This is a genomic window from Candidatus Omnitrophota bacterium (genome assembly GCA_028716565.1).
Classification (GTDB): domain Bacteria; phylum Omnitrophota; class Gorgyraeia; order Pluralincolimonadales; family Pluralincolimonadaceae; genus Pluralincolimonas.
Window position 1 is genome coordinate 532,832 of sequence record JAQUPL010000001.1, and the last position, 24,060, is coordinate 556,891.

The window sequence follows — 24,060 nt, forward strand, 5'->3', positions numbered from 1 at the left end:
TTTCTATATTTGGACTATTTTACTATTTTTTCCTTAATTTTACCAGAAAAAAACCCTCCATATACTCGTTCGGGAGTATCCTAAGGGCCAGGCCAAGGTCCCTTAAAAACCTCTTTCCTTCCCACGACGTAAGGCCGCGGACCTTGTTCGGCAGCGGTATGTCCACAGGCACGGCATGCAGGCGCTCAAATTTATTCAAGACCCAGTCTACCACCTCTTCGTTCTCCTCCGGAGAGAACGTGCAGGTCGAATAAACCAATTCCCCGCCCGGCTTTAACGCGGAGATCCCGGAATATATCAGGACTTTCTGAGTATGCTCGAGGTCGGCCACCCTCTTCCGGTTCCACGGCTTGAATGTCTTCGGGTCGCGCAAATAGAAGAGCGCCTCCCCGGAGCACGGGGCGTCGACCAGGACCTTGTCGAAATATCCTGGATATTCCTTGCCTATCCCCATCCCGTCCGCAAGAAGGGCCCTGGCGTTATCGGCGCCTTGGATCTTCAGCGTGGCCAAGAGCTTCTGGTACCTTATCTCCAATTTCTCGACGGCGACGAGTTCCGCTTCCCCGCCGCTAAGCGAGGCTATCTGGGTCGTCTTCGCTCCGGGCGCGGCGCACAGGTCGAGTATCTTTTCGCCCCTGCGCGGGTCGAGGAGCAGCGGCGGTATCATGCTCGACACATTCTGCATATATACCCTGCCTTCGGTGTACAGAGAGCTCCTATGGAGGGCTTTCGGCTCCGACCGCAGGATGAAACTCCCTTTCGGCCAATGGAGTTCCCGGTACCTTATGCCTTCCCTGTCCATGTCCTCTTTAAGTTCCGCCAGTCCTGTTTTAAGGTAATTTACCCTGAAGGTCTGTTCTTTTTTGTGGAGGAACGATTCGAATACTTTAGGGAAGGTCCCGGGGTATATTTTTTTGAGCTTCTCTATGAACTCCGCCGGCAGCTCGTAGAACACGGCTTTCACTTCTGTTTCTTCCCCGCCTCTCTCTGCCTGGCTATCTCGTAACAAAATATTGCCGCCGAGATCGCGACATTAAAAGAGAGCGCCGCGCCGGGCATCGGCAGGGTCACCTTGAGTTCGATATGTTTCGAGACGCCGTGGTGTATGCCCTTGCCTTCGGAACCGAGGACGAGGCAAAGCGGGAACGGGAAAGAGGCCTTATTGAGGTCCTCGCCGCCCCCGACCACCGCGCCGGCCGCCCAATATCCCGCCTCCTTGGCGTGTATAAGGGCGTTCGAGAGGTTGTTTATCCTGCAGACCCGGACATAATTCTCCCCGCCCGAAGCGACGTTCAGGACCGTCTCGTTCACGTCGCACGAGTCCCGCTCCGGGATGACTATCGCGAAACTCCCGAAACACGCGGAGGTCCTTATGATGGCGCCGAGGTTCTGCGGGTCAGTGATCCCGTCGAGCATGATGAAAGTCGGCTTGATGCCGTCTTCCCTCTTCAGGAGCCCTTCAAAGGACGAATATTCGAAAGGATCAGCCTCGGCAATTATCCCCTGGAGGCGCTCGCTGTGCTTCATCTTGAATAATTCCTTCTCGGCTACCCGCTTTATCGGGGTGCGGTGGAGCTTCGCCGCCTCGAATATCTCCGCGTCGTCGAAATTTTCGGATATCATCACCATCCTCAGGCTCTTCGGGTTCGCCCTCATGCGTTCGAGGATGGAGTTCCTCCCGTAAAGCAGTACCGGGTTATTTCTTCCCATCTTCTTCCTCCTCGTCTTTATCCTCGACCTTCGCCTCGACGTCAATCACATCGCTGTCATTATGGTTTTGACGATGTGATGGTGGCGGGTCTCCGCTACCATCACGGTAACGATAGACTTTGAATCTCCCCTGCGGGCTTACGAAGAGGCTAAGGAAAAAACTTATCGCGCTGAAACACAGCGCTCCCCAGAAAGCGGCCCAGAAATCAACGATGACGAAACCCTCGACTATCTTCGAGACGAGATAGAAGAAAAAACCGTTCAGGAAAAGCGTGAATATCCCGAGCGAGAGGATGGTCAAAGGCAGTGTGAGAGCGAAGACTATCGGCCTCAGCGTGGCGTTTATGAGGCCGAGGACGAGCGCGGCCATCACCGTGGCCAAACTGCCCTCTGAGTGTATCCCGGGCACGATACTTATGACCAGTATCATCGCCGCTATATTTATAAGCCATCTCAAAAGAAAACCCTTCACCGATGCCTCCTATTTTATCTGTATGGAGAGCAGGAAGATGTCGTCTGCCTGCGCCCCTTCCTGGTATCTCCCGACTTCGGCAAGCAGGTCCTCGTTAAAGGCGGCAACATCGAGCGCGCCTTTACCCCTGACAAATTGCTCGAAGCGCGCATAGCCGAACTCTTCGCCGGCCTTATTCTTCGCCTCGATCAACCCGTCCGTGAAAAGGAATATCCTGTCGCCTCTCTCAAAATTTATCTTTACCTGGTATACGTCGCTAGTCTCCATTCCTATCCCCATCAGGAACGTCTGCGATTCCATGAGGACGATCTTCTTGTCGGCCTTCTGGAATAATATCTGCGGCGGATGGCCGTAATTCGAATATACCAGTTTCTTGTCCGAAAAATCTATCACCCCGCAGAACGCGCTGAGGAATATCCCTATCTTCCCGAAGTCGGATTTTATGAAATTGTCGAGCTTCTTCAGTATCTCGCCGGGCAGCAGGTTATCGCGGACGAGCCCCTCGATCTCGGTATGTATCCTGTTCACGAGCAGGGCGGCCGAGACGCCGTGGCCGGTCATATCCGCTATCATGAAAAGGAGGCGGTTCTTGTCCAGGAAATGGAACTTGGCGTAATCGCCTCCCATGTAAAGCATCGGCCTGTAGTCCACCGCGACGTCAACGAGGCTGGTCTTTATCGATTTGGGCATGAGGCCGCTGTGTATCCTGTTGGCGAGTTCGAGTTCCTCGACCATTATCCTGCTCTTCTCCTCGATCTCTTTCTTGAGGACGAAATCCTTCTGCCTCATTATGCCCTCGTTCCTTTTGACGACCATGCATACAAAGGACGCCACGATAAGCAATGTCACGTTTATGCCGAAGATGTCCGTATGCACGTAATCGACGTAATTAATGCGTATATTGCTCATGCTGTATACGCCCATAAAAATTATCAGCGTATAGGCGCCGAGCATGCCCGTCTCGATCATGTTCCACGGCAAAAGCAGCGCGCTTACGAAGAACGCTATCAGGACGAGGGTTATCCCGAGGTTCGTGATGACGTCGGGGTGCGCCGCGGCGGCCAGGATGGAGATGGAGATTATTATTATGCTGAAAAAGAAACCCCTGATTTTTTGCGCCGTGAGTCTTTTCGCGAACTTCCCGGTCGTGAGCAGGACGAGGGAAAAGAACGCGCCGCCCAGGATCCCGGGCATGTCCCTGGTGCTGAGGAGCCTCCTGAATAAGAACCACGCGACGACAACCTCTATCGTGAATGCGCTCAGCGCTATATAGCAAAAGAGGTTCACGCGTTGGGCGAAGATATTCTTAAGTTCGCCCCTGTATTCTTCCCTGAGCCTATCGGGTATGATCGCGCCGGCCATCTATTCAGTCACCAATAGGGGTCATTTCTACTATCGGAGAATCCAGCGAGCTTTCAAGCCCCTGGAATTTCAGCCATTCGTAAGGCGGTTCGCATGAATACCATTCGTAATTCCTGGTTATGAACATCTTCACGGGATTAAAGAGGCCTATCTCGGGGTCGACGGTTATCTTATACGCTTCGCGCGTCTTGCCGTTAACGGTCACTTCCTCCCTGGCTACCACCCTGAGTGTTACGCGGTAAAGTTCGGTATCGTCGCCGAGGAGATAGGAGGTCTTCTTCTTTTGCCCCGCCTCCAGGAACATCTTTATATAATCATCCATTACCATGCCGTTTATTATATCGCCGTCGTATTTGAGCGTCTTTTTCTTTACTTTGCCGGTAAGCAGGTCCTTTACCTCGCATTCGACCGCTTTTTTGTCAGGGTAAAACCTATGCGCCGATTCGCGGATCGGTTTACCTGACTCGGAGAAGACCTTTTCGTCCATGCTGAGCGGGGTAAGGCGTTCTTTGTTCTTTATATAACGCATCTCGCGCGTGCGGGATGTTATGCCGTCAGAGCCGTGATACCGGCCTTTTATCTCTTCCGTCATAAGATAATTATCCTTCTCTCCCTTCACCGGCGTCACCGTTATGTTGGACTCCCAGAGTTTTTCACCCTTCACATCCACGCACTTATAACGGAAGGTTTCCGCTTTCCTTCCTTCGGCGTACAGCGCCGAGGCGACCGCCAGCATAAATATGACCGCTAAAATTTTTTTCATTCGGTTATCTCCGCCTCAAGTTTTGTAATAAGGTCTTTTATCTCTTTGACCGTACCGGCCGGAAGTAGTTTCGCTATCTCGATGTCATTCTTCAGGCCCTTCAGCGTGGCGACTACCCGTCTCACGGCGGCGGCCTTGCGCCTCTGCCTCGCCTCCTGAGGGTCAAGCTCTTCCCTCTGCCTGATGAGCGCGGTGAGGTCCTTCCTTACGTCGCGGACGTCCTTGCCTTTCTCGAAGACGTTCTTTTTCAGCGCTTCGTACCCGTCCTCGTCGATCTCCTTCTTGTTCTTGGCGAGGCGCAGGAGGTTTACCGCCTCATAACCGGGAAGGCTCGCGGCCTCGGACGGGCCTGCCGACTCTTTCTTCTGCAGGTATTGCGGCTCTTCTTTTTCGAGGAAATAATATGACCTCAAAAGTTTCATCGCGGTCTCTTTCCTCACCCCGATCTCCCTCGAGGCATACGCCTCAAACGTCAGGTATCCCCAGTCCCGGTAAAGTTTGTCTTTCCAGACGGAATAGAGCGACTGGCCCAGCTCTATCCAGGATGTCTTAAAATTAATGACATTCCGCAGGACCGTGTAGCGGATCGAGCCCTCATCCAGCCCCTCCATCTTCCGCTCTATATTCTCTATCGCTTTTGTCTTCACTTGACGGCTACCGCGTCCTCTTTCCGTTCCTTTTTTACGGTTTTTTGTCCGGGGCACTCGCCGGTCCAGCAATAAACGCAAAGCCTCTCCTTCGGCAGGCCGATCGCCTTTACCATATCCGCGAGTAGCTGGTAGCGCAGCGTCGTCACGCCGAGGTCCTTCCTTATCCATTCGACCATGTTCCTGTATTTTTCGGAACCATGGTCGACGTATTCAGATACATTTTCGGCGTCATGGCCTTCCAGCGCCTTTATCGCCTTGCGCGCGGCGAGTTCCTGTATGCTGCGCGTCGAGAGGCAGAACTTGCACGGGAACATGAGCGGCGGGCACGCGGGCCTGACGTGCACTTCCTTCGCGCCGTTATCCCAAAGCTTGTTGACCGTGAAATTCTTGAGCTGTGTCCCCCTGACTATCGAATCCTCGCACAGGACTATCCTGTTTCCGGTTATGATCTCTTTTATCGGGATGAGTTTCATCCTCGCTATGAGGTCGCGCGTCCTCTGTGACGGCGGCGTATAACTTCTGCCGTATCCGGGCGAATATTTCACAAGCGGGCGCCTGTATGGCTTCTTAGATTCCATAGCGTATCCGAGGGCGTGGGCAGAGCCGGAATCCGGCACTCCCGCGACTACATCCACCTCTATGTCTATGTCGCGTTTGGCCAGGTGCCTGCCGCACTTTTCCCTTACTATCTCGGTATTTATGCCTTCATAATCCGACGCGGGAAAACCCGAGTATATCCACAGGAACGAACAGATCTGGTTCGCCTTCCCTCCGGGCTTACTTTGGACCATCCCCTCGTCGTTCAGCAGGACGATCTCGCCGGGCTCGAGGAATTTTACCGTCTGGAATTCAAGGTTGGGGAAAGCGGTCGTCTCCGAGGCCACCGCCCACGCGTCCATCCGTTTTCCTACCGCAAGCGGCGTATATCCGGACCTGTCCCTCGCCGCGTATATTCCGTCCTTGTTCAATATCAGCAGAGAACACGAGCCTTCTATCATCTCAGACATCTTCTCTATGCCGCCGATGATGCTCTCGCCCTGCACGATGAGTTTCGCGATCAGTTCGGTGGTATTGACCGAGCCTTTCGTGAACTCGCTGAAAGATATCCCCTTATCGAGGAGGCCGTTCATGAGCTCCTCGGTATTTTCTATAAGGCCGCACGTCACTATGCAGAGCGGGCCGAACTTCGAGTTAAGGTAGACCGGCTGCTCATCGAACGAGCTTATGACGCCTATCCCCTTGTTGCCCTTCATCCTCTTGCAGTCGTCGAAGAATTTCGACTTGAACTGGCTCTGGCTTACGCTGTGTATCTGCCGCGTGAAATTCTCCCCGAGGACCGCCATCCCTCCGTATTCGGTGCCCATATGCGTATGGTAGTCGGTCCCGTAAAAAAGTATCTCCGCGCAGTCCCCCTTTGACACTACGCCGAACAATCCGCTCATCACCCACCCCCATTTTTTCTCAAAACGGCTTTTTTAACAGCTTTTATTATATCATCATCCTTGAGGTTACATCTCTTAAGACTCAAACAGGCTCTTTGTCGCGAAATTCGGTTCGCTTGTCAGGTTCACTCCCAGCTTGCGGAGCCCCGCCTCATCGCCGGATGTCGGCATGTGCGTGAGATGGACCTCGCAGCCCTTCAGCTCTTTCAGTTTCTCCATCGCTTCCTGCGCGGCCGGGTTGGTGGTCGCGCTTATGCTGAGCGCTATAAGCGCCTCCTCGACATCGAGACTTACCGTTTTTGAGGAGAGTATCTCCTTCTTCAGGTTCTTTATCGAATCGATTATGCTCGGCGAGAGCAGGTGTATCTTATCAGGAATGTCCGCGAGCCTCTTGATGGCGTTGAGGACGAGGCTCGATGTCGCGTGCATCAGCTGCGAGTTCTTTCCCGTGATCACCGTCCCGTCGTCCAATTCAAGGGCTGCGCCGCAGAATATCCCGTCGTTGCCCTTGTTCTTCTTCTGGCCTTCTTCTGCGGCCCGGCGGGCGGGTTCAACGACTTTCCTGTCCTCTATCTTCACCCCGACCTCGCCCATAAGCAGCTCGGCGCGCTGGACCGTATCTTTGTCGACAAATCCCATCGCGTATTCGCACGAATACCTGAAATACCTGCGTATGATCTCCTGCTTCGCGGCCTCTTTAACGGCTTCATCATCCACGATGCCGAATCCGGCGCGGTTGACTCCCATGTCTGTCGGCGACTTGTAGGCCTCGCCCTCTCCCATTATCTTCTGCAATATCCTCTTTATCACCGGGAAGACCTCGACGTCGCGGTTATAATTGATCGACGTCTCGCCGTGGGCCTCGAGGTGGAAAGGGTCTATCATGTTAAAATCCTTCAGGTCGGCGGTCGCCGCCTCATACGCTACATTAACGGGATGCTTGAGAGGTATACTCCATATCGGGAACGTTTCGAATTTCGCGTAGCCGGCATTGACCCCGTGCTTGTGCTCGTGGTAGAGCTGCGAGAGGCAGGTCGCGAGCTTTCCGCTGCCCGGGCCCGGGCCCGTGATTATCACGAGCGGGTTCTTCGTCTTTATGAATTCATTCGCGCCGTAACCTTCGTCGCTGACGATGAGGTCGACGTCGGTCGGATATCCCTTCGTGAAGCGGTGCGTATATACTTTTATGCCGCGCCGTTCGAGCTTGTTCTTGAATATCGTCGCCGCGGGCTGGTTATCGAAACGGGTTATCACGACCGCGTTGACCTCGATGCCCCAGTCCCTGAAGTCGTCTATCAGTTTCATCGCGTCGACATCGTAGGTGATGCCGAAGTCGGCCCTGACCTTCTTCCTTTCGATATCGCCCGCGTAGATGCAGAGCAGTATGTCGGCCCTGTCCTTAAGTTTTTGGAAGAGGCGCATCTTTACGTTCGGGTCGAATCCCGGCAGGACCCTCGACGCATGATAATCGAAAAGGAGTTTGCCGCCGAATTCCAAATAAAGCTTGTTGTTGAACTTCGCGACCCTTTCAAGGATCGCGGCTGTCTGTTCACGAAGATACTTCTCGTTGTCAAAGGCCGGCTTTTTCATTTAAGGAGACCCCCTATCTCCTGGCAAAGATGAACAAGAATATCACAAGGCTGAACACCAACCTGTATATGACGAATGCCGTAAAAGAATGCCTCTTCAGGTAATTTAAAAGAAAACGGATCGACAGGAATCCCGTTGCCGCCGACACTATAAAACCGGCGAAAAGCGACAAGCCGTTCTCGCCTGAGGCGAGGGCGCCGATATCCTTCAGTTTTAACACGGTCGCGCCGAGGATGATGGGCGCCGAAAGCAAAAATGAGAACCTGGCCGCCGCCTCCCTGTCGAACTTTAACCCTATGCCCGTGGCCATGGTCACGCCTGACCGCGATACGCCGGGGACTATGGCAAGCGCCTGCGAGATGCCGATCAAGAGCGAATCAAGAAAGTTCAGCGACTTCAGCGTCCTCGTCTTCCGGCTGTACCTGTCGATAAAGTAAAATATTACCGCGAAGATTCCCATGGCGCACGCTATCAGCGCAGGCGACCTGAAGACCGTCTCGGCTTTTTCCTCGAGCAGCTTGCCTATCACCGCTCCCGGGACGCTGGCGACGGCGATATACCAGAGGAACCGTCCCCTGATTATGCCGAACCAGTCCCTCCAGAAATACGCCAACACCGCAACGAGCGTTCCCGCATGCAGCGCGACGTCAAAGGCGAGGCTGTGCTCCTGCCACCCGAACAGCCACGGGACGACGATCAGGTGCGCGGAACTGCTGACCGGCAAAAATTCTCCCACACCCTGGACGATACCAAGTACGATAGATTGGACTATGCCCATATTTTTAGTATTACCATATCACTTGTTGATTATATTTTCCGCCATATTGCCGATCCCTGGCAGCTTGAACATCTCGCCCGAGTAGGCCTTGATGATGCAGATGATCCAGACCGCCAAGCCTAATATTCCCAGGAACAACGGGCCTATGACGGTGATAACCAGCAATATCGATATGATCGTCAAACCGCCGAAAAAGATCAGCGACTGCATGGCATGGAACTTCACGAACTTGTTATCCTTCTCGACAGCGAAGATTATCAGCCCGGATATCCAGCCAAATACATACGCCAGTGCCGCCGCGAGGTTCGCGTCTATCCCCAGGGAACTTTTGCCGACATCTGCCATTTTACCCCTCCTTGCCCGTTTTAGGCGGGCCTTTTTTGGAACGCCTCCGTTAACGCCGCCTCTCCGCCCAATAAAGCGTCCTTATTGCCCGAAACCGCTATCCCGTCCTTTATTATCCGCGTGAGCCCGGCGACGCCGTCTTTCTCGCCCAATACTATCGCGCCGACGAGCCTCCCGTCCTTGATGACGCATTTCCTGTAGATGCCTTTGCCGGCGTCTTTCCTGAAGACCGTCTCATATCCCTCTCCTTCGGGGTTGACGGTCCCTATCGAGGTAAGGTCGATGCCCATCACCTTAAGCGTCGCCTGGAAAGTCGTTCCCTTGTATTCGAACGGCTTGTCTATGATGTTCGAGGCCACCGCGAGCCCCTGGTCTATCGCCGCCGGGATTATGCCGTAGACTATCCCGTTGAATTCGGCGCAGTCGCCGGCCGCATATATGTTATCGCAGCTTGTCCTCATGAACTTATCTACCAGTATCCCTTTTTCGATGCTGATGCCGCAGTTCTTCGCCAATTCGGTATTCGAGCGGACGCCGGCCGAGACGATGAAGAGGTCCGCCTCGAGCTTTCCTATCTCCTTGGAGAGGAGGCAGGTCTTCGCGCCTTCGGTCACGATGCGGTCGCACGTGACCTGCAATATGACCTCGATGCTGGATTTTTCGATCCTGGATTTCAGTATCCCGCCGCCCTCATCGTCCAGCTGGCGAGGGAGGAGCCTTGAATTATGTTCGACGACCGTTACCTTGAGCCCCCGGTCGGTCAGGGCCTTAGCCGTCTCGAGGCCGAGCAGGCCTCCGCCAATGACCGCTGCCCTTTTCTTCCCGCGGGCGAATGAGCGTATCCTGAGGACATCGGCGATATTCCTGTAAGTGAAAACATTCCGTGACTTGATCCCTTCTATCGGAGGGACAAAAGGCGATGCGCCGGTCGTAAGGAGAACCTTGTCGTAATCGTTCCACCCGTCCTTTTCGGTCTTTAATTTCTTAGAGGGGAGCCCTATATCGAGGACTTTATTTTTTAGGGAGACTTCTATGCCGCGCTTCTTGTACCATTCGTCGTTATACGGGAAGAGCCGGTTCAGGTCCGTCGTCTCCGCGAGGAGCCTGTCCAAAAGAGGGCGGGGATAATAATTGTATTCTTCGTCGGTGAAAATAATTATCTTTGCGCCGGGGGAATTTTCGGAGATGGATCTAGCGGCGGTGATGCCGCATACCCCGTTTCCTACGATGGCTATCTTCATAGTTTGGGACGGTTATACCTTTTCGAACATATCCTTCGGTGCGCCGCACTCGGGGCAAACCCAATTATCGGGAAGTTTATCAAAAGGCGTCCCTGCGGAGATACTTGCGGTAGGATCGCCTATAGCCGGATCGTATATGTACCCGCATACCGTACAACGATATTTGTCCATTGTTTATGCCTTTCCGGTTATCTTCTTCGCCAATTCAACGCCCATTTCATAACATCTCTTCAGTTCATTTTCGTCCGGGACGTATTTGACCGCGATCGACGGCAGGGCCTGCTCTATCCCCGTCTCTTTAAGTGCCTGCTCCAGCGAAGGTACTGCGCCTCCGGCCCAACCGTAGGAACCGAACGCAGCCCCTATCCTGCCCTTCGGCTTCAGGCCGTTCAGGAATTCGAGGAACCCGGCCATGGTGGAGAGCATCCCGTTGTCGTGCGTGGATGAACCGAACACGAAGCATTTGGCGTCGAGCATCTGGTTATTCACCTCGCTCCTGTCGGAGCGCGTGATATCGAAGAGTTTCACCTCGATGCCGCCGTCGGTTAGGCCCTCGGTTATCTTCCTGGCCATCATATCGGTCGAGCCCCACATCGTCTCGAAGATGACGACCGCTTTCGGTTTCGTCTCGTTCTTCGTCCATGAAACATAGGAATTGATTATCTTCATCGGGTCACGCCGCCATATGATCCCGTGGCTCGGCGCTATCATCTTTATGGATATGCCCATCTTGAGGATCTCGTCTATCTTCCTGGCGATCATGCCGCCGAGCGGCCAGAGGATATTCGCGTAATACTTCGCGGCCTCGTCCATCAGCGCGCACTGGTCCGTCTCGTCGTCAAACCTCTCCGAGGTCGCGTAATGCTGGCCGAAGGCGTCGTTCGGCAGGAGCAGCTCCTCCTCGGCGCAGTAGGTGAACATGCTGTCCGGCCAGTGGATCATCGGCGCCTCTATGAAAGTGAGGTTCCTCTTGCCGATATTTAACTTATCCCCTGTCTTGACGGCCTGGAGGCCCCAATCCGTGTAATACATCCTCGCGAGGCCTTCCTTGCTTTTCGCCGTGCCGAACAGTTTGGCCTTGGGGCAAAGTTTCATCAGTTCCGGCAGCCCGCCGGAATGGTCCGGCTCGATATGGTTGACCACGATATAGTCTATCTTTTCGACCGGCACGATCTCGCGTATCCGCCCGATCTGCTCGCCGGCAAAAGAACCGGGAACGCCGTCGATAAGCGTCACCTTCTCATCGATAATAAGATATGAATTGTAGGTCGTGCCCCTTTTTGTCGAATAAGTATTCCCGTGGAAGGTCCTTATGTTCCAATCGACTACGCCTACCCAGTATACGCCTTTTTTTATCTCGACGGGTCTCATTTCAACCGGCCTCCATCACCCTTCCTTCCTGTTTCACGAACCAGCTTGCCGAATCCGAAAGAAGCGAGTACGCCTCTTCGAGCAGCTCATAGTGGTGCTCCTCTTCCTTTTTCAATCTGTCAAAAAAAAGCTTTGCTATGCGTATATTTGTCTCCTTGGATTGTTTGTCATAATAATCATAGCTCTTCGTCTCTTTCTCCATAGATATCGTTATCGCCTCGAGGTTCGAAGGATCCGCTTTTAACTTCTTTTTTTCCGACGCGGAAAGCGGCCTGAAGACAAGAACTAATTTTTTCTTCGCGTCACGGGATATCGTCTTCTCGAAATCGCCCCAGTCCTTCTCCCCTTTCAGGCCCTGCTCTATCACCTTGATGCGTTCGATATGGACGAGTTCCTGGTCGGCGAGCGAGACGAGAAGTTTTTTCGCTACGGGGTTTTTCGCGGTTTTGCTCGACTTAAGGTAAAATTTGCGGCCGTCCTCTTCCATCTTTATCGCGGCCTGCAGTATCTTCAGGTCTTTCTTCGGCATGGTAGTCTCCTTTTGCGGGGTTTTAATACTTTATTGATAAAACAGTCTGGGATTAACCGAGCCTGTAAAGGATGCCGAAACCGCCCTGCGGATAGTTCCAATCGACGTTCATGAACTCATCGCAGATGACGCGGCAGGTGCCGCATTCGAGGCAGCCGTCGACATTGACTTCGGCTATGCCCTTGTCGTTAATCTTCCAGCAGTCCGAAGGGCATCCTATCGAGCACTGCTTCCTGGCGCATTTAAGACAGAGCTCCTTGTCCTTCACCTTTATATGAGGTTCCGGCCCGAGCTTAAACCTGTTCACGAACAGTTTATCTTCAATGCGGGTCATTTTATTCGTCCTTTGGAAAATATTATCTCACAATCGGGGTAAGGCTTCAAGGTTTTTGTTGCCGAGTTTGCAAAGTTCCATCCAGGACTTGATGCAGCCGTTGCGCATGAAATAATCCCAGACCAGGCCTGTCCTGTAGTCCTCGATCATAAGCACCGAGACGCCCTGGTCTATGCCTATATAGTTCCCGCTCCACCAGTTCTTGTCGAGATTAAAGCCTGCCTTGAACCCATACCTGCCGTAGACTTTGTCGCCGTATTTATTATACAATGCCCTAACCGATTTGATCGCCGTATCCGGTATCAACGGTATGGAAGCGACCATGCCGTACGGGTTTATCGTGCCGTCGTGGGTGATATTATCGGCAGGCAGGGCGCCGTATCCCTTATATCCTCCCGGGCCGTCGCCGGCGGTAAGACCCCAGCCGTTCTCCCCGTATCCTTTATATTTCTTGGAATTATCTATGCAGAATTTCCTGTTCGCCAGCGCCGCGTCTATCGAGTTCTGCCAATAACTGAACCCCTCCTCGTTGATATTACGGAAATCTACCCATGCCTGCGCGAACTGATAGGTAAAAAGGCTCCCGAAATATGAATAGATGATCCTGTGCCCTCCGTATTCGCCCCTCGGGCGCCTCCATTTCTTCCACGTCTCAGGCGGGATAGGATACGTGGGCGAACCTATGGCGAGTATATAAGCGATAAGGCCCTCGTTATACCAGTCCCAGTACGCGCTCAGGAAGCCTTTCTTCGGGTCCCATCCCATAGACATCAGCTGCTTCTGGTTCATCATCCACTGCCAGTCGGTGCGGTAATACAGGTAAGTCGCGAGCCGTTCCAATTCCGTCCCCTTGAAATACTGCGCGGCGAGCAAGGCCCCGGCGAGGAAGAGCGCCGTATCTATTGACGAAACCTCGGAATTCCACACCCGCCGGCCGGTCTTCATGTCGACGAAATGGTAATAGAAGCCGCGCTCGCTTTTCAGCGTATTCTTGAAAGTCCTGAGCGTCCTGAAAGCGCGCTTGTAGGCCTCGTCGTATGTTATCCATCCCCTGCTCTGCCCGATGCAGATAGCGGCAAGCCCGAATCCCGTAGCGGCTATGCTTGACGGGGCGCCGGGTTGGGAGTTATCGGCGATGAGCCCGGTCTCGGGATCGGCCTTCTCCCAGAAATAGAGGAACGTGTCATGTTCCACCTTATCCAGGAATTCCTCGTCGGCTTTCGAGAGCGCAGGCCGAGCCTCCCCGGTTGCCCAAGAGGCGGGTATAAATGCCGTTGATGCAAAAACAGCGCACGCAAGTACCGCGGAAACGATCTTATCCATTGCTCCAATTATATCATATCGGCCGGAAATTAACAGCCGCAGTTGACACCCCGCCGGTATTGTGCTATTTTATAGCCAATGTTAAAGACGATTTTGTCATCGACAGGTGATTTCTGTTTGATATTCTTGAACCTGCTTTACCCGCAGGACTGCCTCGTCTGCAGCGGCAGGGCGCGCGAGTTAAAACCCACTCCGCTCTGTGAGCCGTGCAGCGACAGGATAATGGCCTACGTCGGGTCGCCCCACTGGGCTACGGCCGAAAGGGAGTTGGCTTTTGACGCGGCCTACCACGTCGCCTCTTACGAGGATATCGTCAAGAGATGCATCTGCCTCTTCAAATACGAAGGCAAGACCCGCCTTTCGAAAGTCCTCGGCTCGGTCATGGTCGAATACGCCGCCAGGAACCTGAATTTCGGCTCCGTAGATATGATAGTGCCTGTGCCTCTCCATCCCGTCAAATTACGCGAGAGGCAGTTCAACCAGTCAGAGCTGATAGCCGAGCACCTCGCGAAAAAATTCAACAAGAAGATCGAGAAGGACTGGTTGAAGAGGATCAGGTATACCGCCCCTCAGGCCGGCCTTTCCAGGGAACAGCGCCTCAGGAACATCAAGGGCGCCTTCCTCGTAAAAAGGGACGCGGGCTTCGCCGGCAAATCCATCCTCCTCGTCGATGACGTCATGACGACCGGGGCCACCCTCCATGAATGCGCCAAGACCATAAAATCCGCCGGCGCCAAAAAGGTGCTTGCCTATACCCTGGCGTGCGGGAACTAAATGAAGATAATAAGAAGATACATACTAAAAGAGATCATCGGCCCTTTCCTGGCGGCTTTCATAGTATTAAGCTTCTTCTTCGTGGTCTTCAACATAATAAAATTGGCCGACATGATCATAAACAAGGGCGTAAACATTTTTTCGGTCATGCAGCTTTTGCTCTATATGCTGCCGTCGGTCTCCACCTGGACTACGCCTATCTCGATCCTGGTGGCTACCCTCCTCGCCTTCGGAAGGCTCTCGGCCGATAACGAGATAACCGCGATGCGGGCTAGCGGCATAAGCCTCTACCGCCTGGTACTCCCCCTTGTGATACTCGGCCTGGTGATAAGCCTCATTTCTTACGAATTCAACGATTGGGTCATCCCGTCCCTGCGTTACAAGATGAGGAAGCTGACAGCCCAGATAGGCACAAAGAACCCGGCCGCTTACCTGGACGCCGGCACTTTTATCAAGGACTTTAAGGGCTATATCGTCTTCATTTACGGGATCGACAAGAATAAGCTCAGCAATATCAGGATATACCAGCCGCAGGAAGGCAAACCGACGAGGACTATAATCGCCCAGAAAGGCGAGATAGACTATATAGAATCGAAGGATGCTATCCGGCTGAAACTGATAAACGGGACGGTCGACGAGCCGAACCCCCAGGACCCGAACAACTTTTATAAGCTCAATTTTAAGACATATTATATGACCCTCGACCTCAACCGGGCCCGGAACCTGAACGTGGCGAAGAAAAAGGTCGATATGTCGATAGACGAGCTGAACCAGGAGATAAAAAAACTCGGCGCCGATTCCGTGGATACCACGCCCCTGCGCATCGAGATCCAAAAAAAAATATGCTACTCCTTCGCGTCGCTTATCTTTATCCTGATAGGCGTGCCTCTCGGGCTTATGGCCCGGCGCGGCGAGAAACTGATAGGTTTCGCCTTGAGCCTCGGGGTCATCCTGGTCTACTATACCCTGCTCATCTTCGGGGAGGTCCTGGCTAAAAAGGGCGCGGTACCCCCCGGCCTGGGCATTTGGCTGCCGAATATCATATTCGGGGCTATCGGCCCGGCGCTCATCTTCTGGATGGCCGAGCAATGAAAATAATAGACAAGTACATAACCTCGGGATTTATCTGGCCTTTTTTATACTGCCTTATCGCTTTCGTCTTCCTCTATATGGTCTCGGACGTCCTTAGCCGCATCGATACCCTGGTAAAACAGGATATACCCTTTGAAGTGATAAAAAACTATTATTTCTCCTCGTTCCCTCTGGTATTAGTCCAGACGGCGCCGTTCGCGATGCTGCTCGCGACAGTCTTCCTTTTAAGCAACCTTAACCGGCATAACGAGATAATCGCGTTACGGGCAAGCGGCGTAGACACCCTGCGCATAATTTCGCCCCTACTGATTATAGGGCTGGCCATAAGCCTGGGAGTATTCCTCATCAACGACAGGTTCGTCCCGCAGGCGTCCGTCACCATGAAGATGACCGATGACCTCTACTTCAGGAAATACAAGTGGGAGAGGAACCAGCAGATAGAGAACGTCACGATATTCGGGAAGGACGGCAGGCTTTTTTACGCGAGGACATACGATATCAAGAACAAAGTCCTGCATGACATCGTCCTCCTTGAGCACGACAAGAACCAGGTGCTGAAACGCAAGATCTCGGCGCAGCGAATGGAATGGACCGGGGACAAATGGAGGTTCATCGGCTGCAATATCTTCAGGTTCGACAAGGAAGGCAAAAGCCTCGGGAAACCCGCCATCTTCAGGACGCCGAAGATAATACAATTCGGCCAGAAACCCGACGACCTTTTAAAAGAACAGACCCAGCCCGAATTCATGAATTACGGCCAACTGAAGGAATATGTGCGCATCCTGGACCTGGAGAGCAAGTCAACGGCGAGGAAACTGCTCGTGGATATGTACTATAAGCTTTCAGTGCCTTTCACCGGCCTTGTCATCATGCTCATAGGCATACCTTTCGTGCTGAAGAGGACGAGGGCAAAAACGATAGGAAGCGCGGGGATAGCGTTGGCGATATCGATCATTTACTACGTGGTGAACGCGATGTTCCTCGCGCTCGGTAAGGGCGGGCTTATTCCACCCGTGGTAGCCGCCTTCGCCGCGAACGTCGGATTCGCGGCTTTCGGCATATATCTTATCGGGAAATTACGGACCTAGGCCTTCCCTGCGCAGCCCAGGAGTCCTACCTTCCTCTTTACTACCGATTTAATTGCGTCGCGGGCCGGGCCCAGGTATTTCCTCGGGTCGAACTCGGCCGGAGTTTCGGCAAAGACCTTCCTTATCGCCCCTGTCATAGCCAGGCGCAGGTCGGTATCTATATTTATCTTGCAGACGCTCATCTTCGCCGCCCTTGTTATCATCTCCTCAGGAACGCCCCTCGCGCCCGGTATCTGGCCGCCGTAATCGTTGCATATCTTTACGAGGTCGGCGGGCGCTGATGATGCGCCGTGGAGGACAAGAGGATAGTTGGGCAGCAATTTGCCTATCTTCTCGAGCCTGTCGAAATCGAGTTTCGGCTCGCTCTTGAACTTATACGCGCCATGACTGGTCCCGATAGCTACCGCGAGTGAATCGCATCCGGTGCGTTTTACGAACTCGACCGCCTGGTCAGGGTCGGTGTATATCGCGTCTTTCGCGGCGACCGAGACATTATCTTCCACGCCGGCTAATTTTCCGAGTTCTGCCTCGACTGGCACGCCCTTCGCGTGCGCGTAATCGACGACTTGTTTCGTCAGCCTGATATTCTCCTCAAAGGGAAATTTCGACCCGTCGATCATGACCGAAGTAAACCCGCCGTCTACGCACGACTTGCACATCTCGAAATCCTCGCCGTGGTCCAGGTGCAGGACGCAGTCGATGCCGGTGCACTCCATCGCCGCCTGGACAAGATGGATGAGGTACTGGTGACGCGCGTATTTGCGCGCGCCGGCCGAGACCTGCAGGATAACAGGGGCTTTCTCCTCGGCTATCGCCTCGGTGATGCCCTGTATGATCTCCATATTATTGACATTGAAAGCCCCTACCGCGTAGCCTTCTTTATAAGCCTTCGCGAACATCTCTTTTGTCGATACGAATGCCATCTTGAGCTCCTCTCTTTTATTTTATTTTTATGTCCCCACTTCCCAGGAAGACAGGTATTCCTGCTGTTCCCTGGTGAGGGTATCTATCTTTATCTTCATCGACTCGAGTTTCAGCGCAGCGATCTTCTCGTCTATGTCTTTCGGGACCGAGTAGACCTTGTTCTGCAATCTCTTCGAACTCTTCACTACGAATTCCGCGGAGAACGCCTGGTTCGCGAACGACATGTCCATGACCTGCGCCGGATGGCCTTCCGCCGCCGCGAGATTTATGAGCCTGCCCTCGCCGAGGAGGTTTATCCTGCGGCCGTCCCTCATCGTATATTCGTCCACAAAATCCCTTATCCTCCTCTTCTTCCTGCTCATCTTCTCGAGGGCCGGGATATCTATCTCGGCGTTGAAATGGCCGGAGTTGCAGATTATCGAGCCGTCCTTTAACGCCTTGAAATGTTCGCCCCTGATGACGTTCAGGTCGCCGGTAACGGTCACGAAGATATCGCCGATCTTAGCCGCGTCTTTCATCGGCATGACCCTGAACCCGTCCATGACCGCTTCTATCGCCTTGAGCGGGTCGACCTCGGTGACAATGACGTTGGCTCCCAGGCCTTTCGCGCGGGATGCGGCGCCTTTTCCGCACCAGCCGTATCCGGCGACGACAAAATTCGTCCCGGCCACGAGCTCGTTCGTCGCCCTTATGATGCCGTCGATCGTCGACTGTCCCGTCCCGTAACGGTTATCGAACATATGTTTCGTCAACGCATCGTTTACCGCGATGACCGGGAAAAGGAGAAGCCCTTTCTGCTCGAGGCTCTTTAGCCTTATCACGCCTGTCGTCGTCTCCTCTGTCCCCGCGAAAATATTCTTCACGAGGTCCTGCCTCTTCGAATGTATCGTCGAAACGAGGTCGGCGCCGTCATCCATCGTTATATTCGGCCTGTGGTCGAGCGCCGCGTTTATATGCTTATAATATGTCTTGCCGTCCTCGCCTTTGATGGCAAACACCGGTATCCCGTAATCTTTGACCAGCGACGCCGCGACGTCATCCTGGGTGGAAAGTGGGTTTGACGCGCATAAGACGCAATCGGCTCCGCCGGCCTTAAGCGTAAGCATGAGCGCGGCCGATTCGGTCGTCACGTGGAGGCAGCAGGATATCCTGACTCCCTTTAGCGGCCTCTCCTTCGCGAACCTCTTGCGTATGAGCTTCAGGACGGGCATATTCTCGTCGGCCCATTCTATACGCAACTTCCCCTTTTTCGCCAGGCCTATATTTTTAATATGGTATTTCATGCTCTCCTCGCGAGTATGGCGGCCTTATCGGTCTTCTCCCACGAGAAGCCCATGTCCTCGCGACCGAAGTGGCCGTATGCCGCGGTCTTCCTGTAAAAGGGTTTCCTCAGGTCGAGCGTCTCGATTATGCCCTTGGGGGTCAGGTCAAAGTTCTCTTTCACGAGTTTTTCCAGCTTCGAATCGGAGACCTTGCCCGTGCCGAAGGTATCTACATTTATCGAGACCGGCTCCGCCCTGCCGATGACATAAGCGATCTGTAGCTGGCATTTGTCGGCCAGGCCCGCCGCGACGATGTTCTTCGCTACGTATCTCATCATATAGGCTGCCGAACGGTCGACCTTCGTCGGGTCCTTACCGGAGAAAGCGCCGCCGCCGTGCGGTGTGGAGCCGCCGTACGTGTCCACGATTATCTTCCTGCCGGTCATGCCCGTATCCGACTGGGGCCCGCCGACCAAAAAGACGCCGGTCTGGTTGATGAAAAATTCCGTATCTTTCGTAAGATAATCGCCGACGACCGGCTTGATCACCTTCTCGATTATGTCCTTGCGCGCCTTATTGGAAAAGGCATTCTTCTCTACGGCCTCATCGGTATGTTGCGCGGCGATAACCACATTCGTGACTGCCCTCGGCTTGCCGTTCACGTAATCGACCGTGACCTGCGATTTGCCGTCCGGGCCCAGATATTTCAATATCCCCTTCTTCCTGACCTCGGAAAGTTTCAATGATAATTTATGCGCGAGCATTATCGGCAACGGCATCAGTTCCTTCGTCTCGCGGCAGGCGTACCCGAACATCATTCCCTGGTCGCCGGCGCCGCCCCTGTCGACGCCCTGCGAGATATCGGGCGATTGGGAGTGTATCGCGTTCAGGATCGCGCAGGTATGGTAGTCGAACCCGTACTTCTGGTCCGAATAACCTATATCTTTAAGGACGTTGCGGCAGAGGTCGTGCACGTGCACAAAAGTCTTCGTGGTTATCTCCCCGCCGACAATTATAAGGCCCATCGTGACATATGTTTCGCATGCTACCCTTCCCTTAGGGTCGTCCTTAAGGACCGCGTCAAGGACGCCGTCGGATATCTGGTCGCATACTTTATCGGGATGGCCTTCCGTTACCGACTCGGACGTAAAAAGATAATCTCTCTTTTCCATTCTTTTTCCTCTTTCTCCTTTATTTTTCCTGGAAACTTAAATTAGCCTTGCGGTACGATTCCAGGTCGCCTATATCGTACCATACCCCTTTGAAAACGTAACACCTGACTTCCTCTTTTTTGCTCAACCACTGTATGAAATGGCCGGGCGCGTCTTTCTCATTGCCTACTTTAAGGAATTCCTCTATAAGGCCCAATTTTCCCGCCGGGAAATAATAGATGCCCGTACCTATCAAAGACGTCGGCGGGGCCTGGGGCTTCTCCAGGAAATTGACCAAGTCCCCTTTTTCATCGACCTCTATGACACCGTAGATGTTCGCCTTTTCCCTGTCCCCTATATCGTATGCGCCGATAGCGAAATTTCCGGAGGCCTTCTTCGCGTAATCCGCGAAACCCTTCAATTCCCAGTCGAACATGTTATCGCCGGCGAGGACGATCATGTCGTCTTGTATCTTCTGCCTCTTTATCGCGAGCCTGATATCCCCTATCGCGCCGAGCCTGTCGTCGTTCGTCGTGCTGCCATCGTTCTCGAGGATCATCTCTTTACCGGATTTGACCGTCTTCAGCCAATCGCCGAACGCCCCGTGGAACTTCTGGTTCGTCACTATATATATCGCGTCTATCTCTTGTATCCCGTCGAGTTTCCGGACCAGGTGGTCCGCTATCGTCATCCTGCCCACGTTCAAAAGCGGTTTCGGCCTGTCTTTTGTCAGCGGGTACAGCCGTGTGGCATATCCGGCGGCGAGGATAACGGCCTTCATCTGAACTTACTCAATTCCTTTTTAAGATTAGCGATCCTCTCGACCGGCGTCGGGTCGACGCCGTTCAGGATCGCGAGGTAACAGCTCACGAAATCCCCGGTATTTATAAGGTTGAACATCCTCGAGAGGAGGTTCCTGCCTTTCGAACGCAGTTCTATGACCTTCGTTTCCTTCCCTATCATCGTCTTCGTTATCTCTATCCTCTTCGCGACGCGCGGATGCTCGCTCTCGTCCCTCAATATCACGACCGCGAGGTACTTAAGCAACTTCTCCGGGCCTTCCCACCCGACCGTCTCATTATGGTTCAGCTCCGGGAAGACGTGCGTCGAGGCGAGGGTCTTCGCGTTCTCGGCTAACTGGCCCCTCCACCTGACGACGATAGAATCGATATGTTTATTAGCGCCGTAGACAATGACGTATTTGCCGCTTAATTCCGCCGCGATCTTTTTGGCAATATTTTTTGATGAGGGCACGGCGGGGCCGATGGCTTTGTCCCGGAATTCTCGCATATCCTCGACCGCCTCCCTGACGTCCCCGGTCTTGTCGCTTATGAAACCGAATTTATAAAGCACGTCCAGCCAGCTGAAGAACGAATATCCCAGCGCCGATCTCGGAGGGTTGCCGCCCGGTATATAAATGACCGGCACCTTGTCCTCCTTCGCGAGGACCTCTAGTTTGCCGCCTGAGGTTATAGCGATTATCTTCGCGCCCTTCTGCCTCGCTTCCGCGTATGAGGAGAGGGTCTCTTCCGTGTCGCCCGAATAGCTGCAGGCGAAAAAGAGCGTATCCCTGCCCACGAACCTGGGCAGGGTATAATCGCGGCTAACGAATATGGGGATCTTTATCTCGTCGGTAAGGTAAGAGCGCAGGAGGTCGGCCCCTATCGCCGAACCGCCCAGCCCCGAGAATACGATATTTTTGCAGCCGGCGCCGATATACGACTGCGGCACGGAAAAATCCTTCCCTATGGAAAAGGCGTTCTCGCACTGTTCCGGGAATTTCACTATCAAATCGAGCATGCCTGATTTATCTATCTTTTTCACCTGGTCCATATTATCGATATCGTTCAATCTCTTCTCCTTTACTGGAGGCCGGGGACGATTTCCCTGAGTTTCCTGGCGGCGAATTCCTCTATTTCGGTGCCGGTCGAGAAAGCAAGGGCCTCATTCGCTATTTTCTGGGCGGCTTTATATTCTACCGACCTTATTATCTGCTTGATCCTCGGGATATTGACCGGGCTTGTTGAGAACTCATCGAGGCCGAAACCGAGCAAAAGCAGCGCGAAAGCCGGATCTCCGGCCATCTCGCCGCACATCCCTACCCATATATCCGCCTTATGACCTATATCTATGACGCTCTTTATCAGCCTCAGGACGGCCGGATGCGCCGGCTCGTAAAGATACGCGATCTTTTCATTGACCCTGTCGACGGCCAGCGAATATTGTATCAGGTCGTTCGTCCCTATTGAAAAGAAATCCACTTCCTTGGCGAGTATATCCGCGGTCATCGCCGCCGAGGGCACCTCGATCATCGCGCCCACCTCGACGTTCTGGTCGAACGGGACGTTCTCCCTCCTGAGCTCGTCTTTCATCTCGCCAAGCAGCTTGTTCGCCTCGCGCAGTTCTTCGACTCCCGAGATCATGGGATACATTATCTTGAGTTTGCCGTGCGCCGAGGCCCTCAATATCGCCCTGAGCTGCACCTTGAAGATATCCGGCCGGGCGAGGCAGAACCTTATCGCCCTCCACCCCATGAACGGGTTCATCTCTTTGGCTATTTTCAACTGGGACATGAATTTATCGCCGCCGAGGTCGAGGGTCCTTATGATCACGGAATCCGGCGACATCTGTTCCGCGACATTCTTATAGGCCGCGTATTGCTCTTCTTCGGTGGGAAGCTCGGTGTGTTCAAGATAAAAAAATTCGGTCCTGTAAAGCCCGATGCCGTTCGCGCCGTGCGACTTTACCGACGGCATCTCATCCGGTATCTCGATATTGGCTGAAAGGTGCACTTGGCGCCCGTCGCGCGTCACGCAAGGCAGGTCGCGCAGGTGCGTCAGCGAGGCGTCGAATTCGGCGATCTTGGTCTTCGCCTGTTCGTATTTCGCGAGCGTCTCCTGGTCCGGGTCGGTGATCACCAGCCCGTTCGAACCGTCTACGATTATCGTATCGCCGCTCTTTACGCTCTTAGTGACGTTCTTGAGCCCGACGACAGCCGGTATCTCGAGCGCCTTCGCCATGATGGCGGTATGGGATGTCTTGCCGCCTATATCCGTAGCAAAAGCTATGACATTCTTCTTATGGAGGGAAGCCGTGTCCGACGGCGAAAGGTCATAAGCTATCACGATGACTTTCTCGCCTATATCCGCGAGCGTCTCGCGTTTCTTGCCCAACAGGTGGAGCAGGACCCTCTTTCCGATATCGCGGATGTCCGCGACGCGCTCCTTGAGGTATTCGTCCTCGACCTTCTGGAACGCGCTTATATACCTCTTGACGACATCGTCGAATATATACTCGACGCACACGAGGTCTTTCTTTAGCCTGGCTATGACCTCCTCGATAAGCGTGCGGTCCTCGAGCACCAGGAGGTGGGCGTTGAAGATCTCGGCGTGTTTTATTCCCAGTTGTTCGGATATGCGTTCCTGGATGCCCAGTATCTCCTGCCTCGTCTGGATAAGGGCGTCCTCAAAGCGCGCGATCTCGCGGGGCAGGTCCTTCTCCGGGATCTCCCTCTTTATAACGGTATAGGCCTCGCTGTCTAATATAAAGACCTTGCCTATAGCGACACCGGGCGAAGCCGGTATGCCTTTAAGCAGCATCGATTTCTCCTGCCAGGACCTGTTCGAGTTCGAGCATGGCCTTTTCTGCGTCCTCCCCGTCGACCTTCAGGGTGACCTGGGCGCCTTTTCCGGCCGCGAGCATGAGTATGCCCATGATAGACTTGCCGTTGACTTCAAGCTTGCCCTTTTTCACGACGACTTCCGAGTCGTATTTATTCGCAATCTGCACAAATATCGCGGCAGGCCTGGCGTGAAGCCCCGATTTGTTCTTTATGGTTATCTTCTTCTCTGTTATCATC

At 53.6% G+C, this 24,060-nt stretch carries 26 protein-coding genes; 3 read left to right on the forward strand and 23 right to left on the reverse strand.

From position 1 onward, the window contains the following. Positions 1-22: 22 nt before the first annotated feature. The 16 genes from PHO67_02720 to PHO67_02795 all read right to left on the reverse strand — a co-directional run bounded on the left by PHO67_02720 (position 23) and on the right by PHO67_02795 (position 13,910). Positions 23-964 (reverse strand): RsmB/NOP family class I SAM-dependent RNA methyltransferase, encoded by a 942-nt coding sequence (locus PHO67_02720; protein ID MDD5546063.1) that lies wholly within the window; start codon positions 962-964, stop codon positions 23-25. Continuing rightward, positions 961-1,710 (reverse strand): 23S rRNA (guanosine(2251)-2'-O)-methyltransferase RlmB, encoded by a 750-nt coding sequence (rlmB, locus tag PHO67_02725; protein ID MDD5546064.1) that lies wholly within the window; start codon positions 1,708-1,710, stop codon positions 961-963. The genes PHO67_02720 and rlmB overlap by 4 nt, the downstream gene beginning before the upstream one ends. Continuing rightward, entirely contained in the window at positions 1,697-2,182 is a 486-nt protein-coding gene (locus PHO67_02730) for a phage holin family protein (protein MDD5546065.1), read from the reverse strand. The genes rlmB and PHO67_02730 overlap by 14 nt, the downstream gene beginning before the upstream one ends. Before the next feature lie 9 nt (positions 2,183-2,191). Next, a complete protein-coding gene (locus PHO67_02735; GenBank protein ID MDD5546066.1) occupies positions 2,192-3,544 on the reverse strand; it encodes a PP2C family protein-serine/threonine phosphatase in 1,353 nt (450 codons plus the stop codon). Positions 3,545-3,548: 4 nt separating this feature from the next. Beyond that, on the reverse strand, positions 3,549-4,307 hold the full coding sequence (locus PHO67_02740) for a hypothetical protein (protein MDD5546067.1): 759 nt from the start codon (positions 4,305-4,307) through the stop codon (positions 3,549-3,551). Further along, the gene (locus tag PHO67_02745) at positions 4,304-4,954 is read right to left on the reverse strand and encodes a hypothetical protein (GenBank protein ID MDD5546068.1); all 651 of its coding nucleotides are present in this window, start codon (positions 4,952-4,954) and stop codon (positions 4,304-4,306) included. Before PHO67_02745 ends, PHO67_02740 begins: the two co-directional genes overlap by 4 nt. Continuing rightward, positions 4,951-6,399 carry an amidophosphoribosyltransferase gene (locus PHO67_02750; protein ID MDD5546069.1) on the reverse strand — a complete coding sequence of 483 codons (1,449 nt, stop codon included), beginning with the start codon at positions 6,397-6,399 and terminating at the stop codon, positions 4,951-4,953. Before PHO67_02750 ends, PHO67_02745 begins: the two co-directional genes overlap by 4 nt. Before the next feature lie 75 nt (positions 6,400-6,474). Further along, positions 6,475-7,989, reverse strand: coding sequence for a DUF1846 domain-containing protein (locus PHO67_02755; GenBank protein ID MDD5546070.1), 1,515 nt, complete (start codon positions 7,987-7,989; stop codon positions 6,475-6,477). A gap of 13 nt (positions 7,990-8,002) precedes the next feature. Beyond that, positions 8,003-8,767 (reverse strand): undecaprenyl-diphosphate phosphatase, encoded by a 765-nt coding sequence (locus PHO67_02760; protein ID MDD5546071.1) that lies wholly within the window; start codon positions 8,765-8,767, stop codon positions 8,003-8,005. 18 nt (positions 8,768-8,785) lie between these two features. Further along, the gene (locus PHO67_02765) at positions 8,786-9,112 is read right to left on the reverse strand and encodes a DUF4870 domain-containing protein (protein MDD5546072.1); all 327 of its coding nucleotides are present in this window, start codon (positions 9,110-9,112) and stop codon (positions 8,786-8,788) included. Between the two features lie 20 nt (positions 9,113-9,132). After that, complete coding sequence (locus PHO67_02770) at positions 9,133-10,353, reverse strand: FAD-dependent oxidoreductase (protein ID MDD5546073.1); 1,221 nt, start codon at positions 10,351-10,353, stop codon at positions 9,133-9,135. Between the two features lie 12 nt (positions 10,354-10,365). Further along, positions 10,366-10,524: a rubredoxin gene (locus PHO67_02775; GenBank protein MDD5546074.1), complete on the reverse strand. Its 159-nt coding sequence runs from the start codon at positions 10,522-10,524 to the stop codon at positions 10,366-10,368. A 3-nt stretch (positions 10,525-10,527) separates the two neighbouring features. Continuing rightward, positions 10,528-11,724, reverse strand: a complete 1,197-nt coding sequence (locus PHO67_02780; protein ID MDD5546075.1) for a flavodoxin domain-containing protein — start codon at positions 11,722-11,724, stop codon at positions 10,528-10,530. Position 11,725: 1 nt separating this feature from the next. Further along, positions 11,726-12,253: a ferritin family protein gene (locus tag PHO67_02785; GenBank protein ID MDD5546076.1), complete on the reverse strand. Its 528-nt coding sequence runs from the start codon at positions 12,251-12,253 to the stop codon at positions 11,726-11,728. Positions 12,254-12,305: 52 nt separating this feature from the next. Continuing rightward, positions 12,306-12,587 carry a ferredoxin family protein gene (locus PHO67_02790; protein ID MDD5546077.1) on the reverse strand — a complete coding sequence of 94 codons (282 nt, stop codon included), beginning with the start codon at positions 12,585-12,587 and terminating at the stop codon, positions 12,306-12,308. Positions 12,588-12,614: 27 nt separating this feature from the next. Continuing rightward, the gene (locus tag PHO67_02795) at positions 12,615-13,910 is read right to left on the reverse strand and encodes a glucoamylase family protein (protein ID MDD5546078.1); all 1,296 of its coding nucleotides are present in this window, start codon (positions 13,908-13,910) and stop codon (positions 12,615-12,617) included. A 117-nt stretch (positions 13,911-14,027) separates the two neighbouring features. On the opposite strand from PHO67_02795, the gene PHO67_02800 reads away from it, so the two are divergent. From PHO67_02800 to PHO67_02810, 3 genes are read left to right on the forward strand one after another with little or no spacing between them, the layout of a single operon-like run. Then, positions 14,028-14,684, forward strand: coding sequence for a ComF family protein (locus tag PHO67_02800; GenBank protein ID MDD5546079.1), 657 nt, complete (start codon positions 14,028-14,030; stop codon positions 14,682-14,684). After that, positions 14,685-15,776, forward strand: coding sequence for an LPS export ABC transporter permease LptF (lptF, locus tag PHO67_02805; GenBank protein MDD5546080.1), 1,092 nt, complete (start codon positions 14,685-14,687; stop codon positions 15,774-15,776). Then, on the forward strand, positions 15,773-16,864 hold the full coding sequence (locus tag PHO67_02810; protein ID MDD5546081.1) for an LptF/LptG family permease: 1,092 nt from the start codon (positions 15,773-15,775) through the stop codon (positions 16,862-16,864). The genes lptF and PHO67_02810 overlap by 4 nt, the downstream gene beginning before the upstream one ends. On the opposite strand, the gene fba is transcribed toward PHO67_02810, so the two are convergent. The 7 genes from fba to PHO67_02845 are packed head-to-tail and all read right to left on the reverse strand — an operon-like array spanning position 16,861 to position 24,059. Next, the gene (gene fba, locus PHO67_02815; GenBank protein MDD5546082.1) at positions 16,861-17,787 is read right to left on the reverse strand and encodes a class II fructose-1,6-bisphosphate aldolase; all 927 of its coding nucleotides are present in this window, start codon (positions 17,785-17,787) and stop codon (positions 16,861-16,863) included. The genes PHO67_02810 and fba overlap by 4 nt on opposite strands. A gap of 27 nt (positions 17,788-17,814) precedes the next feature. Next, positions 17,815-19,071 (reverse strand): adenosylhomocysteinase, encoded by a 1,257-nt coding sequence (ahcY, locus tag PHO67_02820; protein ID MDD5546083.1) that lies wholly within the window; start codon positions 19,069-19,071, stop codon positions 17,815-17,817. Continuing rightward, a complete protein-coding gene (gene metK, locus PHO67_02825) occupies positions 19,068-20,222 on the reverse strand; it encodes a methionine adenosyltransferase (protein MDD5546084.1) in 1,155 nt (384 codons plus the stop codon). Before metK ends, ahcY begins: the two co-directional genes overlap by 4 nt. Positions 20,223-20,241: 19 nt before the next feature. Continuing rightward, positions 20,242-20,982, reverse strand: coding sequence for a nucleotidyltransferase family protein (locus PHO67_02830; GenBank protein MDD5546085.1), 741 nt, complete (start codon positions 20,980-20,982; stop codon positions 20,242-20,244). Then, complete coding sequence (locus tag PHO67_02835; protein MDD5546086.1) at positions 20,979-22,052, reverse strand: bifunctional phosphoglucose/phosphomannose isomerase; 1,074 nt, start codon at positions 22,050-22,052, stop codon at positions 20,979-20,981. The genes PHO67_02830 and PHO67_02835 overlap by 4 nt, the downstream gene beginning before the upstream one ends. A gap of 11 nt (positions 22,053-22,063) precedes the next feature. Further along, positions 22,064-23,800, reverse strand: a complete 1,737-nt coding sequence (gene ptsP, locus PHO67_02840) for a phosphoenolpyruvate--protein phosphotransferase (protein MDD5546087.1) — start codon at positions 23,798-23,800, stop codon at positions 22,064-22,066. Beyond that, positions 23,790-24,059: an HPr family phosphocarrier protein gene (locus PHO67_02845; GenBank protein ID MDD5546088.1), complete on the reverse strand. Its 270-nt coding sequence runs from the start codon at positions 24,057-24,059 to the stop codon at positions 23,790-23,792. The genes ptsP and PHO67_02845 overlap by 11 nt, the downstream gene beginning before the upstream one ends. Position 24,060: the final 1 nt, after the last annotated feature.

Bases quoted from the DNA above. Each gene is read 5' to 3' on its own strand.
- rlmB (MDD5546064.1), bottom strand. From the start codon at position 1,710: ATGGGAAGAAATAACCCGGTACTGCTTTACGGGAGGAACTCCATCCTC.
- PHO67_02735 (MDD5546066.1), bottom strand. From the start codon at position 3,544: ATGGCCGGCGCGATCATACCCGATAGGCTCAGGGAAGAATACAGGGGC.
- PHO67_02740 (MDD5546067.1), bottom strand. From the start codon at position 4,307: ATGAAAAAAATTTTAGCGGTCATATTTATGCTGGCGGTCGCCTCGGCG.
- PHO67_02750 (MDD5546069.1), bottom strand. From the start codon at position 6,399: ATGAGCGGATTGTTCGGCGTAGTGTCAAAGGGGGACTGCGCGGAGATA.
- PHO67_02755 (MDD5546070.1), bottom strand. From the start codon at position 7,989: ATGAAAAAGCCGGCCTTTGACAACGAGAAGTATCTTCGTGAACAGACA.
- PHO67_02760 (MDD5546071.1), bottom strand. From the start codon at position 8,767: ATGGGCATAGTCCAATCTATCGTACTTGGTATCGTCCAGGGTGTGGGA.
- PHO67_02765 (MDD5546072.1), bottom strand. From the start codon at position 9,112: ATGGCAGATGTCGGCAAAAGTTCCCTGGGGATAGACGCGAACCTCGCG.
- PHO67_02770 (MDD5546073.1), bottom strand. From the start codon at position 10,353: ATGAAGATAGCCATCGTAGGAAACGGGGTATGCGGCATCACCGCCGCT.
- PHO67_02775 (MDD5546074.1), bottom strand. From the start codon at position 10,524: ATGGACAAATATCGTTGTACGGTATGCGGGTACATATACGATCCGGCT.
- PHO67_02780 (MDD5546075.1), bottom strand. From the start codon at position 11,724: ATGAGACCCGTCGAGATAAAAAAAGGCGTATACTGGGTAGGCGTAGTC.
- PHO67_02785 (MDD5546076.1), bottom strand. From the start codon at position 12,253: ATGCCGAAGAAAGACCTGAAGATACTGCAGGCCGCGATAAAGATGGAA.
- PHO67_02790 (MDD5546077.1), bottom strand. From the start codon at position 12,587: ATGACCCGCATTGAAGATAAACTGTTCGTGAACAGGTTTAAGCTCGGG.
- PHO67_02795 (MDD5546078.1), bottom strand. From the start codon at position 13,910: ATGGATAAGATCGTTTCCGCGGTACTTGCGTGCGCTGTTTTTGCATCA.
- lptF (MDD5546080.1), top strand. From the start codon at position 14,685: ATGAAGATAATAAGAAGATACATACTAAAAGAGATCATCGGCCCTTTC.
- PHO67_02810 (MDD5546081.1), top strand. From the start codon at position 15,773: ATGAAAATAATAGACAAGTACATAACCTCGGGATTTATCTGGCCTTTT.
- fba (MDD5546082.1), bottom strand. From the start codon at position 17,787: ATGGCATTCGTATCGACAAAAGAGATGTTCGCGAAGGCTTATAAAGAA.
- ahcY (MDD5546083.1), bottom strand. From the start codon at position 19,071: ATGAAATACCATATTAAAAATATAGGCCTGGCGAAAAAGGGGAAGTTG.
- metK (MDD5546084.1), bottom strand. From the start codon at position 20,222: ATGGAAAAGAGAGATTATCTTTTTACGTCCGAGTCGGTAACGGAAGGC.
- PHO67_02830 (MDD5546085.1), bottom strand. From the start codon at position 20,982: ATGAAGGCCGTTATCCTCGCCGCCGGATATGCCACACGGCTGTACCCG.
- ptsP (MDD5546087.1), bottom strand. From the start codon at position 23,800: ATGCTGCTTAAAGGCATACCGGCTTCGCCCGGTGTCGCTATAGGCAAG.
- PHO67_02845 (MDD5546088.1), bottom strand. From the start codon at position 24,059: ATGATAACAGAGAAGAAGATAACCATAAAGAACAAATCGGGGCTTCAC.